We start from the raw sequence: 13,126 nt of genomic DNA, 5'->3' as shown, positions 1-13,126 counted from the left end.
CTCCTAGACCCGCATCATCCCCGGACTCCACCAGCCCGACCGAGTCGTCGTTCCCGTCGTGATCTCCGCCGGGGTCGCCGGGTAGTGCTGGTCATAGCGCTCCAGCGAGCCCCAGTCCCGAGCCCAGTCGTCCTTCAGATAGGTCGGAATGGTCACCGAGCTGGCCAGCATTTCCGAGAAGCCCAGTGGCCCACCGAATTCCTCGGCCTGCCAGGTGTCGGTGGAGCTGACCGCGAGCGGCCGGTCCGGCAGGATGCGGTAGTTCGGCACCTCCGCCACGCCGTAGCGGTGCAGGAACGGCTGCTGGCACGGGAACTGCAGGCCCACGGCCCAGTCCAGCAGCACCGGCTGGGTGCGGCCGATGAAGCTGTCCAGCGATTGCAGCTTGGGCACGCGCGGCGGGGTGAACGCCAACCACTGGTCGCCGATGAGAATCGGGTCCTTGGCATGGATGCGCACCACATCCGCGTCACCGGGCAGCTCGTCCAGCGGCACCCGCACATTGCGCCACGACGGCGCGGGACCGATATCGCGCGGCCGGTAGGAGCCCAGCGATTCGATGCTGCCGTCGGGCAGGCGGCGGCCGTAATCCAGGAACAGATCCTGGCCGTAGGTCATGCGCCCGGTGTCGTCGAAGGACATCATGCGCCCGGCCACCGACATGACCACCAGCGGCGAATCCTCACTGCGCGCGGGCAATTGGTACCAGCTGGAGTACAGCTCGGCGGGCTGCTGCACGCCGTCCTGCCAGCTGCCCATGACCGGCGTGGTGGCCGGGTCCAGGCCGAAGGGCAGTGCGACGGTGGAGCCGTTGACGCCCTGTGCGCCCTGGCCGCCGCCGGTTCCGGCGTTCTCGCCCTCGGCGAAGGCCGGGCCGACCGTCTGCGTGGAGGTGTTGCCGGTGCCCGGCTTCACCTCGACAGCGTCGGCCTCCAGCTTGTCGGCAACGCCGTTGGGGGAGAAGCCGACCGGCTTCTCACCGGCGAGCGGGTCGCCGTCCAGCGGCGGATGCTCCGGATCGATGATCGGGGTCAGATTGCCCCCGTTCGGATCGGCCTCCACCAGTACGTCACTGGCGAGTCCGCACGCATTGCCGCTCAGCGCATCGGTGTTCGACCGCGCCAGCGAGTAGGCCGGATACTGTGCCGCCGCGCCCTTGGCCAGCGACATCACCTCGAACAACACCATGAGCGCGGCCACCACGGTGAGCGGAATGGCGGCGAATTTGCGAATTCGCCTGCCGCGCGCGGTTTTCGGGCTGGCGGGTGGTTTGGCGTAGCCCTCGCGCAGCGACTGCCACGCCACCAGCGCGAGCGCCAGCCCGAACAGCATCAGCATGAGGGTGTTCGACTGGTACCCGTGCAGCGAGATGCGCTTGTCGAACCACGGCACGCCGAAGCTGGAGACGTACCAGTAGCCGTTGATGCCGGAGAACGAGATGGCCAGCGTGAACAGCAGACCCGCCAGGAACACCGACCGGTTCTTCCGGGAGCGCAGCGCGGTCTGCGACACCGCGACCGCCGTCACCGCCGCCAGCGAGCCCGCGATCCCCGCGTACGCGCCGAAGTGGTGGGTCCACTTGGTCGGGTTGAACATCATGAAGAAGATGGTTCCGAAGACCACGCCCATCAACCGCCAGGTCGGCGCGCTGGCGATCCCCGGCACCTGGCGTCGCCGCAGCAGCACCAGCATGGTGGTGATGAGGCACAGGATCATGACCAGGAATGCGAAGCGCCGCGCCAGCGAGCCGTCGACGGTCTCGACGAACAGGTAGTAGTAGCGCAGGTAGTCCTCGTACCAGGCCAGGTTCGGCCCGGTGGCCTGCCGCACCCGGTTGGCCTCCATGATCCCGGCGAAGGTCTGATCGCCGAAAACCACGACCAGCACCAGGAATCCGGCCGCGGCTATGGGGGCCAGCAGTGCGGTGGTGCCGAGTTCGCGATGCCTGCGCACGACGATGCGCACCAGTGGTCGAATGGCGACGAGCAGCGCCGCCACACACATGAGTCCGGTCGGCGCGGCCGCGAGGGTGAACGCCGCGACCAGAACGGCCACGGCCGCGGGCAGCAGCCGCGAGGTGGCGATGGCGCGCTCGATGGAGACCCAGGTCAGCAGCGCGCCCAGCGCCACGATGGGCTCGGAGCGCAGGCCGTTGTCGTAGGGCATCCAGAAGGCCAGGAACACCAGGCCGCCGGTCCACAGCGCCACCTTGGAGTTGCGCACCCCGCGGCCCAGGCGCGGCACCACCTCGCGGCTGATGACCAGCCAGCAGAGGATGCCGCAGAGCAGCGCCGGAATGCGCACCCAGGGGCTGGCGGTGGAGATCTCGGCGAAGGCCTGGATGACGTAGTAGTACCAGCCGAACGGCGCTTCCGGCACGCCGAACCAGCGGAAGTAGTTGGCCATGTAGCCCGCGTGCGGTGCGACGCGGGTCATGGTGAGGATGTAGCCGTCGTCGGAGGTGTTCGCGCCGATGAAGTGCCACAGCACCAGCGTTCCGACGACCGCGCCGTCGGCCCAGGTCGGCTTCAGCCAATGGCGCGGGAAGATGCGCCGGTGCCCGCGCCCGTCGGAGGTGTCCAGGACGCCCAGCGCGCCCATGGCGAGCAGGGTCAGCAGGACCGCGCCGATGAGCGCGACCAGCTTGGTGATGGTGGGCGTGGAGGAGAACCGTGAGTCCACCGTCATGTGGAACGAAAGCCCTTCGGGCACCGCGCCTTTCATATCGGTGAAGACGCCGACCACCTGCGGTCGCAGGTCACCGAGCAACTGGCCCTCGAGGGGCACCACCACCGATTCCTCGCCGCCGCCGGGCAGGGGCTTCTCGACGGTGCGGTTGAGACCCTCGAACTTGGCGAAGGTGCGGTTGCTGTCGGAGGTGATGAGCAGTTGCGAGCATTCGCTCATCTCGGACCGCTGCGCCGACGCCACGACGGCATTGCGGTCGAGCACGTCCACGCTCTCACCCGAGACCCGGACGAACAGCCCTTGGAGGTCGGCCTCCTTGCCCTGCGGCGGCGCGGTGGCCAGCAGGATGCCGCCGCGCGGATCGGCCAGCTGCGTCACGGCCGAACACGGGATGGCGACGCTGAGGTCGATGGGCACCTGCGACATGAGCGGGGCCTGGATATTGTTCAGCGTCCCGTTCTGCGGCCAGTCGATCACCGCCGTCGTCTGCTTCACCGGCAGGAACGGGGTGGCCAGCGCGAGCAGCGCACCCAGCACACCCGCGACGATGGCGATCAGCTTCGCGACTCTGAAATCGCGGGCGCTCGCGGTCGGGGTCTCGGGTGGTGTCGGCTTCGTCAGAACAGCGGTGGCGTCGGGCACGGTTGCTGATGGTAGCTCCCCGAACTGTGAGTGACCCCCTTCACGCAACCGCCACGACGCGTATGCCGAGTCACCCCTGGCCACCCCCGGGATCTCGAGGGGTTTCAGAGGCGAAGCCCCTGAGAGCCCCCCGAGAGTGGGGCTATCCCTACCGAGCCCGAATCGGCTCGTCTTTGGCCATCCCGCTGCGGGTTTCGACGGTTACGTCGAGAGTCGCGGGCTGCGCGTCCGGGACGTACGGGGTGAACTTCTCCAGCGAACCCCAGTCCCGGCCCCAGTCGTCCTCCAGGTACGACGGGATGGTCTGCGACTTCAGCAGCAGGCCGGTCCAGCCCAGCGGCCCGCCGCCGATATCGTCCTGCCACGCGTTGGAGGCGTCGGAGCCGACCCGGTCGGGCAGGATGCGCCATTCGGGCACCTCGGCGACCCCGTCGTGGTGGTCGAACGGCCGCTGGCAGGGGAAGGCCAGGCCGACATGCCAGTCCTCCAGCACCGGAGCCGTCTCGCCCACAACGGAATTCAGCGTGGCCAGCGTCGGCACCCGCGGCGGCGTGACGGCCAGCCACTGCTTCTGGGTGATGTCGGCGTCGTTGGCGACGAGGCGAACGGCATTGGCCCACACCGGAATCTGGTCGAGCGGTACGCGCACATTCCGCCACGACGGCGCGGGACCGATATCGGTGGGACGGATGCGGCCGACGTCGGAGACGCTGCCGTCGTCCTTGCGCAGGCCGTACTCGACCCACAGATCCTGCCCGTAGGTCTCGACCCCGTCCTTGTCGATGTTCTTGATGCGCCCGGCCACGGTGACCACCAGCAGCGGCTGGCCGGGCCGCTCGATGCGGACCTCGGAGGAGCCGAGTTCGGGCAGTCGATACCACTGCGAAGTCAGCGAGGCCACCTGCTGTTCGCCGTCGGTGTAGCTGCCCAGCACGGGCGTGCGCGCCGGATCGAGTCCGAACGGCAGTTGCACGGTGGACCCGTTGATTCCGGTCTGCGCGGTGGTGCCGCCGCCGGTGCCCGCGCCGGTGGTCTTGCTGGTCTTGTTGTCGTCGGTGCCTACGGAATTCGCGCTGCCGGTGACCGTCTCCTCCGCGTCGGCGGTGAGATCGTCGGCCACCCCGTCGGGCGTGAATCCGGTGTTCTCGGCGTTCAATCCGTCCGCCGCCGACCCGGCGTAGGGCTGCAACAGCGAATCGGCGGTATCGGTCTCCACCAGCACGTCATCGGCGAGCGAACACGGATTCCCGCCCAGCGCACGCAGATTCGACTCGGCGATGGAGTACGCCGGGTACTGGGTGACCGCGCCCTTGGCCAGCGACGCCACCTCGAACAGCACCAGCACCGCCGCCGCGATGGTGAGCGGCATGGAGGCGAACTTGTCGAAACCCCTTACAGCCCTGGGGTTTTTCGCGTACGGCTCGCGATAGTGCTGGATGAGCGCCACGAGCAGGCACAGCACCGCCAGCCCGAGGAACAGCGTGGAGAAACCCTTCCCCGCGATCGAGGGCGCCTTGTCCCACCACGGCACCCCGTAACTGGAGACGTACCACCACCCGTTGGACCCGGTGAAGGTCATGGCGAGCAGGAAGAACACCGCCGCGGCGAAGAGCGTGCGGTTGCGCGGCGAGCGAATCCCGTTGACGCCCACCGCGACCGCGGTCAACGCGGCCAGCGATCCGGCCAGTCCGGCGTACACGCCGAAATGGTGGGTCCACTTGGTGGGCGTGAACATCATGAGGAACAGCGACATGAAGACGATGCCGAGAATGCGCGCCGACGGCCCGCGCGAGGTGCCCGGAATCCGCCCGTTCTTGCGCAACATGACGAAGGCGCACACGATCAGGCACAGCAGCATGGCCAGGACGCCGAACCGACGCGCGAGCGACCCGTCGGGTGAGAGCATGAGCAGCGAATCCCAGCGCGTGCGCTCGTCGAACCAGGCCACGTTCGGCCCGACCAGGGTGCGGACGCGGGTCGCCTCCATCACGGTGGCGAGGGTCTGGTCGGCGAAGACCACGATCAGCACGAGGGTTCCGGCGGCGATACCGGGCAGCAGCACCGCGCCGTAGCGCAGCAGGGTCGAGCCAAAGCCCGGTTTCCCTTCGCCCGCACCCTGTTTCGCCTGCTTGATGATCACCTGCAGGACCGGCCGCGATCCGGCGACCAGCGCGGCGATACAGATCAGCCCGGTCGGCCCGGCCGCCAGCGAGAACGCCGCGATGAGCACGCCGACGGCGGCGGGCAGCAGCCGCCCGGTGGCGATGGCGCGCTCGATGGAGCACCAGGTGAGCAGCGCGCCCGCCGCGATGAGCGGTTCGGGCCGCAGTCCGTTGTCGTAGGGCAGCCAGGCGGCCAGGAACACCAGTCCGGCCGTCCACAGCGCCACGGTGTCGCGGCGCACCCGAGCTCCCAGGCGCGGCAACACTTCCCGGCTGATCACCAGCCAGCACACGATTCCGGCGAGCAGCGAGGGCAGCCGCATCCACGGGCTGGCGTCGCTGATGCGCGTCATCCACGACAGCACCTCGTACGGCCAGCCGAACGGAGCCTCGGCGACCCCGAACCAGCGGTAGTAGTTGGCCATGTACCCGGATTCCTTGGAGGCCCGGGCCATATTGAGGATGTAGCCGTCGTCGGAGGTGTTGGCCCCCATGAAATGCCACACCACGAGCGTGCCCAACACGACCGCGTCGGCCACGGTGACCCGCCACCAGTGCGCGGGCAGGAACCGCCGGGAGCGTCGCCCGTCGCGAGTGTCCATGCGGTGCAGGGCGATCAGCGCGATGACGGTGAACACCGCCGCGAGAATCATGGCCAGCCGCTTGAGCAGGCTCGGGGTGGAGCTGAAGCGCGCGTCGATGGCGGCGCTGGCACTGGATCCGGCGAGCTGTTCGCGGCTCAGGTCGGTGAACATGCCGACCAGTTGCGGCCGCGCGTCACCGCCCACACCGCCGGTGAACGGCGTGCCGTCGGCGCGGTTCACCCCGGTCAGCTCGACCCGCGTCGCACTCGAATCGGAGTGCACGACCACCTTGTCGCAGTTCCCGACCTCCGCGACGGGTGCGGCGAGCAGCGGAATATTGCGCACCAGCACCGAGACCGTGCGCCCCGCCTCGCCTTCGTCACCGACCTTCACGACCAGGCCCTTGTTCACCGCCTGTCCGGAGGCGCTGGGCACGGTCGAGTACAGCGTGCCGCCCGCGGGCAGCTCCCGCAGCGTCGCGCAGGACAGCGCCACGTCCAGGCTCAGCGGCGTGTAGGACACCAGCGGCGCTTCGATATTCGCCGAATCTCCCTGCGGCCAGTTCAGTGTCGGCCGGTCCTGCTTTATCGGCAGGATCGGCGTCAACGCCGCCAGCACGACTGCGAGGAGCCCGGAAACCAGGGCGATCAGGCGGAGGCGTCGAAACGCTCGGGTGTCTTCGCGCACGAGGGTCGATGCTAGCCACCGTCGAGCGGCATGGGCCCCAAGGCAGGGCTCACGGGTGTGACACCCCTGGTCAGGCGGTGGCGCTCGCGGCCGGAATCCAGCCGTAGCGCAGCAGCACCACACCCGAGCGGAACGAGGTGGCCTCCTCCCATCGCAGCCGCGAGAGCGGGGTGCCGTCGGGGAACAGCCGCGCCCCGCCGCCGAGCACCACCGGATGCATGAACAGCCGGAACTCGTCGACCAGTCCGGCGGCGAGGAGCGCGTGCACGAGTCGAATGCTGCCGGTGCACACGATGTCCTTGCCCGGCGCGGCCTTTCGCGCGCGGATCTCCTCGACCAGCGGCCCGCTCAGGACGGTGGTGTTGTCCCACTGCGGATCCACCAGGGAGCTGGAGACGACCAGCTTCTCCACTTTGTTCAGGTAGTCCGCCACCCCCGTGGTGTCCTCGGTCGCGTGCGGCCAGTACCCCCGCATCTCCTCGAAGGTGACCCGCCCGAACAGGACGGCATCGGCCGCCTCGAACTGCGCGCGCACCGCCTCCACCTGGTCGGATTCCTCCGGCCCCGCGGCGACGGTGAACCAGCCCCCGGTGGCGTCGATGACGCCGTCGACGGTGATGTTCTCGGTGACGATCAGTTTGCGCATACTCGTTCCTCCGAATCACGGTGTCGTTCACCGATTACGACGGGGCGGGGAGCCGAAACTCACCGATGTTGTGGGCGCGCGCGGCATGCACGATGCTGGTGAGCGTTGTCCGAGCGAGGTTGGGGCGCTGGCCCCCGGGGGGATCATGGCCGAGTTGCGACCGGGTGAGGTGCTGGCCGGGTACGTGATCGAAGGGCGGATCGGCGCGGGCGGCTCCGGCGAGGTGTACGTGGCGCGCCACCCCCGGCTGCCGCGGCGCACCGCCATCAAGGTGCTCAACCGCGCGGCGCTGGCCGGTGGCGCGGACGCGCTGCGCCGTTTCGAGCGCGAGGCCGATATCACCGCCCGCTTCGATCATCCGAATATCGTCGCCGTCCACGACCGGGGCATCGCCGGTGGCCGCCTGTGGATCTCCATGCAGTACATCGAGGGCGGCGATACCGCCGAGCTGCGCGGCATCGATCCGGTGCGGGCGCTGCGCATCGGCGGCGAGATCGCCTCGGCGCTCGACTACGCGCACGGCAAGGGCGTGCTGCACCGCGATGTGAAGCCGTCCAATATTCTGCTCGCCGCACCGGACGACGGCCGTCCCGAGCGCGCGCTGCTCACCGATTTCGGCATTGCCCGGCTGCACGACGACACCGGTCAGGTCACCCGAACAGGTGATATCACAGCGACTTTCGCCTACGCCTCGCCGGAACAGCTCTCGGGCGCGACGCTCACCCCGCGCTCGGATCAGTACTCCCTGGCATGTGCGGTGTTCGTGCTGCTGACGGGGCGCAAACCGTTCGAGGCCCCGCACGCGGCGGCCTGGGTCTACGCGCATACCCAGAAGCGCCCGCTGCGGGTGACCGAGGCTCGACCCGAGCTGCCGACGGCCTTGGACGAGGTCTTCGACCGCGCCTTGGCCAAGGACCCGGGCGCACGGTTCTCGTCGTGTACCGAATTCCTCGATGCGGCAGTGCGGTCCATGTCGGGCGCGGCGCCTCGGCGGACTGCCGCCATGCCTGTCCACCCCACGCCGTATCCCGACGCACCGCCGACCGAGCAGGCGGGAATGTCGCAAAACCGTGCCGCGGTATCCCATTCGCGCAAGCGGCCGTGGCTCGCCGCCGCAGCGGCGCTCGTCCTGGGCGTGGGTGCGACCACCGCGGTGACCACCATGAATCGTGCGGAATCACAGCAACCGCAACGGGATACGATCGCGCCCACCACCGTCCCGGACACCGCGCTCGCCGATTCCTGGGGCCCGGACCACGCGCCCATCGCCGCCGCCTTCCCTCGGGTGGTTGGTCAGCTGGAGACGAATGGCACCTCCACCGGCTGGCAGGGCGCGACCTGCAAGATCCTGGATCCGGGAAGCAACGACCTGCCCACCACCCAGGGTGCGCGCCGCATCGTCTGCAATCCGGACGACGCCGAGGGCCGCGTGCGGTTCGATATCGTGGATCTCGGTGCCGGAGCGCAGGATTCGCCCGCTGACGTGTTCTTCGGCGGGCAGGGCCTAGTCGAGTGGATGACCCATCCGGATTCGGACCGCGGCCTGCTCACCTACACCGAGGAGAGTGTCGGCTCCGCACAGCCCGACTCCGACGCCCAGCCGGTGTACCTGGCCCTCGGCTTCCCCTTCTCCGACGAACGGCAGCGTTTCATACTGATCGCCCGGTGGCCCGGGCATACCGCCGTGGATTTGCGGAGCTGGTTCGCGAAAGTCCCGCTGCGCTAGCCGCTTTCGCCCGCGCCGCGCCAGCCGCCCCGGACCGCCGCGATCGAACTGTGGCCGGATTTCCATATGTGCGCGACCATGGCAGGGGGATCCGTTCCGAGAGTGGTGTCGGGCCGGACGTTGTGAGGAAGTGCATGACCGACCTGAGGCCGGGCGAGGTGATCGCCGGATACGTCATCGCGCGGCGGATCGGAACGGGTGGATCGGGGGTGGTCTACGCGGCGCGGCATCCGCGCCTGCCCCGGTTGACGGCCTTCAAGGTGCTGCGGCGCGACGATACGGCCGAGGCCGACGCGATGTGGCGGCGCTTCGAGCGCGAGGCGGATATCGCCGCGCACTTCGACCATCCGAATATCGTGTCGGTCTACGACCGGGGCGTCACCGATGGGCGCTTCTGGATCTCCATGCAGTACATCGAGGGCGCGGACGTCTCCGAACTGCACGGCCTCGCCCCGGACCGCGCCCTGCGCATCGCCGCCGATATCGCCGCCGCGCTGGACTACGCGCACGGCAAGGGCGTGCTGCACCGCGACGTGAAGCCCTCCAACATCCTGCTCGCCCCGCCCGACAGCGGTCGCGCCGAACGGGCGCTGCTCACCGATTTCGGCATCGCCCGGCTGCGCGACGAGACCACCCAGATCTCCCAGCGCAGCGGAAACATCTCCGCCACTTTCGCTTTCGCGTCACCGGAACAGGTGTCGGGCAAGCCGCTGGGGCCGCGCTCGGACCAGTACTCGCTGGCCTGCACGCTGTTCGTGCTGCTCACCGACCAGCGTCCGTTCCAGGCGGAGAGCCTGCTCGGCTGGGTGCACGCGCACACCCGGGAAGAACCGTTGCGGGCCAGTGCGATTCGCCCCGGCCTACCCGCCTCGCTCGACGCCGTCCTGGCGCGCGCCATGGCCAAGGACCCGCAGGACCGGTACCCGAGCTGCGGCGAATTCGTGGAGGCGGCCACCCAGGTCTACTACGCCGATGCCGCGGAGACGGTCACCGCTCCCGCGCGGGTGCCGCCACCGCCGCCCGCCGATACCGAACCCAGTGCCGAGGCCCGCCCCGAACCCGTGGCCGCGAGCCGGGAGCCGCTGTGGCCGAAGCTCTTCCGCAAGAACGTCGCGATTCCCCTGGCCGTCGCCACCGTCGTGGCCATCGGCGTCGGCGTCGCGCTCTCCGGTCGCGACGATCCGGTCACGCCGCCCGCCGACGGCTCGGTCCCGGAGAAATTCGTCGGCACCTGGCTGGCCGCCGAGGGCCGCACCAACTACCGGCTGGCGGTGAGCGAGGGCAAGACCGGCGATTCGGTGCTCTCCAATACCGTCGACGGCGTCCTGCCCAGCGGCGAACCGTTCCACTGCGAATTCGCGGCCCCGCTGCGCCAGGTGCCCGCCGATGGCGAGCGGCTGCTCATCGGGCAGTCCGAGATCGTGGACCGCGATCCGCCGCAGGCCTGTCGCGCCGCGGGCCCCACCACCCTGACCTTCCTGCCGGACGGCCGGGTCAGCCGCAAAACCGATGTGAGCGGCCTGATCACCTACACCAATGCCGACCGCCTCGCCGAATCCTGGGGCGAGGAGCACGCCGCCATCGCGCGCGCCTTCCCGAGCCTCGTCGGGGAGGCGGCGCTGACCGGCCGCTCCACCGGATGGCAGGGGGCGAGCTGTCTCGCGCGCGACCCGGGACCCGGTGACGCCCAGGCGGCCCAGGGTGCGCGTCGCATCCTCTGCAACTCGCAGGACGACACCGGCCAGGTGCGCTTCGACCTCTTCGATTTCGGCACGCGCCCAGCGGCATCCATCGCCGATCTGTTCTTCGGCGGCCGGGCCGAGGTCAGCACGCGACTGCACCTCGATGTCGCGGGCGAACTCACCGTCACCACCGCTGCCGGTATGGCGCAACGCGATACCGAGGCGTCGAAGGTACTGCTCGCGGTCACCTTCCCGGAGGGCGATCCGCGTGCCCGATTCGTGCTGGTGCTGCGCTGGCCGGGGCACACCGCAGCGGACGTGCTCGACAACTGGCTGAACCGAGCACCCCTGAACTAGCTGCTCCCGCAACCGAACTCAGACGAGTCCGCGCACGTCCCAGACCCACACGCCATCGACCTGTCGGCCGGGGAAGCCGAGCAGCTCGTCGAGGACGATCCGCAGCACCCGACTGTTCTGGGTGGGCGGCAGCACCACCACGTCGGCCTTCCAGTAATTCAAATCCGCCAGGGCCCGTTCGCGTTCGGCCTGGTCGATCGCCGGAACCCGATTCTCGCGCTGGGCCTGCATGAGCAGCACGGCGGTGGGCCGGTCGTCGGGACCGTAGCGGCCCTTCTTGTCGACACCCGTCGGGCCGACGAAATACCCTCCGGCCAGGGGGAAGCTGAAACCGGAGTCCACCTGCCAGCGCAGCGCCCCGGCATTCGCCGGAATGGGCGGGGGAGCGATGACCACCGAACCGTCGTCCACATAGTTCTTCACGGTGCCGTCGACGAAGAAATTGGGCGTGGGCGCGCGCTGCACCACCGGCAGCACGGTCGGCGTCAGCGGCAGCATCGCCAGGGTCACCGCCGCGAACCAGGCGAGCGGCCGCCAATCGGTGGCCGATTCGCGCCAATAGTCCACCGCCCGTTGCGAGGCCAGCGCCAGTATCACGGCAATGGCCGGTACCGCGGCCATGGTGAACCGCGATTCCAACACCGAATTCAGCAGTGGCACCTGCTCGAACCACTTCCACGGCAGGGCGATTCCGGTATCGCGGCGGCCGATCATGAGTGTCGAGCCCAGCGACAGCACGGTGAAGAACGCGATCACGACACACGCGGCGCGCGCTACCCGATTGCCCCGCAGCAGAATCGCGGTCACGACCAGAAGCAGCAGCAGCGGCCAGCCGAAGTAGGAGTTCTCCTCGGTGAAGTTGATGGCCACGAACTGGCCGTGAGAGATCAAGCCGCCCAACGACTCCGACGGGAACTGCACGAGGGCCTTGAGGTCGTTGCCCATCGGCCCGTGGTCGATGGAGCGATAGGACTGCGGTCCGAAGAACTGCCACCACAGCGGAATCTCGGTGAGCGCCACCGTGATCAGCGCGGCCAAGCCCACGGTCGGGAACATGCCGCGCACGGCGCGCAGACCCGTGCGGGGACGGTGCAGGTAGTAGACGAGCCCGAACAGCCCGAAAGCGAGCGCGAAGATGAGCAGCGGCTCCTCGCCCAGCGCGATCTGCAGGGCCACCAGCAGCCCGAGCACGACAGCATCGCGAATGCGGCGGCCGAACGGGCGTGGGCCGCTGTCGGTTTCGGCCCGGCGGGCCATGCGAATGAGCTGCGCGGTGATGATCGGCAGTAGCAACAGCACCACGAAGTTCGGGTGCGCGTTGGCATGGGAGATCATGGCGGGCGCGAACCCGCAGAACAGTCCGCCGATCGCCGCGGCGAATTTCGAATCCACCAGATAGCGCGAGAACAGCCAGTACCAGGCGAAGGCGGTGCCGAACAGGCCGAGGGTGAGCACCAAGACGAAGGTGATCGTCGGTCCGAACAGCAGCGTGATCGGGGTCAGCGGCACCCCGACGCCGAACATGGCGGTATTGGCCATCATGTTCACGCCGTCGGGGAAGTTCTGCAGATTGGTGCCGAGCGGATTCTCCAGGTGCGCGAGGCTGTGCGCGGTCACCGCGAAGAACCACTCCCACATGGTCTGGTCCTGACCGCTCTTGATCAGGTAGCCCTCGTGGGGATTGCGCCACTGCCCGGAGAGCACCAGGGTGGCCAGCGCCAGATACGCGGCGCCGATGACGACATCGGCGCGCGCGAGCCGGATGCCGCGGGCGAGCCGCTGCGGGCGGGATAGCCGAGACGTCGCCTCCGGTGCTGGCCGCTCCACTACCGCTACGGCCGACCCGGTCATATCCATCTGGTCGGTTTCCCGCCCCTGGCTCACTAGCTAACTCCTCCTACCGGCACAACAGCCGCACACGCTACCGGCTCGGTCTGAGATTGCGCTGGTAA

General features: G+C 69.0%; 6 protein-coding genes. 2 read left to right on the top strand and 4 right to left on the bottom strand.

The window, feature by feature from the left end; translation table 11 throughout:
* Positions 1–3: 3 nt before the first annotated feature.
* From ACIBH2_RS28975 to ACIBH2_RS28965, 3 genes are all read right to left on the bottom strand, one after another.
* Positions 4–3,330: an arabinosyltransferase domain-containing protein gene (locus ACIBH2_RS28975; RefSeq protein WP_397123182.1), complete on the bottom strand. Its 3,327-nt coding sequence runs from the start codon at positions 3,328–3,330 to the stop codon at positions 4–6.
* 148 nt (positions 3,331–3,478) lie between these two features.
* Positions 3,479–6,763: an arabinosyltransferase domain-containing protein gene (locus ACIBH2_RS28970; protein ID WP_397123180.1), complete on the bottom strand. Its 3,285-nt coding sequence runs from the start codon at positions 6,761–6,763 to the stop codon at positions 3,479–3,481.
* Positions 6,764–6,833: 70 nt separating this feature from the next.
* A complete protein-coding gene (locus ACIBH2_RS28965; RefSeq protein WP_397123178.1) occupies positions 6,834–7,409 on the bottom strand; it encodes a dihydrofolate reductase family protein in 576 nt (191 codons plus the stop codon).
* Between the two features lie 145 nt (positions 7,410–7,554).
* Between ACIBH2_RS28965 and ACIBH2_RS28960 the strand changes: the two genes are divergently transcribed.
* Positions 7,555–9,135, top strand: coding sequence for a serine/threonine-protein kinase (locus tag ACIBH2_RS28960; protein WP_397123176.1), 1,581 nt, complete (start codon positions 7,555–7,557; stop codon positions 9,133–9,135).
* 134 nt (positions 9,136–9,269) lie between these two features.
* Positions 9,270–11,174 (top strand): serine/threonine-protein kinase, encoded by a 1,905-nt coding sequence (locus ACIBH2_RS28955; protein WP_397123174.1) that lies wholly within the window; start codon positions 9,270–9,272, stop codon positions 11,172–11,174.
* An 18-nt stretch (positions 11,175–11,192) separates the two neighbouring features.
* Here ACIBH2_RS28955 and ACIBH2_RS28950 read toward each other — a convergent pair whose 3' ends face one another.
* Positions 11,193–13,025 carry a glycosyl transferase gene (locus ACIBH2_RS28950; RefSeq protein WP_397124233.1) on the bottom strand — a complete coding sequence of 611 codons (1,833 nt, stop codon included), beginning with the start codon at positions 13,023–13,025 and terminating at the stop codon, positions 11,193–11,195.
* Positions 13,026–13,126 lie beyond the last annotated feature (101 nt).

Source organism: Nocardia sp. NPDC050406 (assembly GCF_044459025.1).
In the GTDB taxonomy this organism is placed as follows: domain Bacteria; phylum Actinomycetota; class Actinomycetes; order Mycobacteriales; family Mycobacteriaceae; genus Nocardia.
The sequence above is the reverse complement of the archived record's forward strand: the minus strand, read 5'-3'. Positions and strand labels throughout refer to the sequence as shown.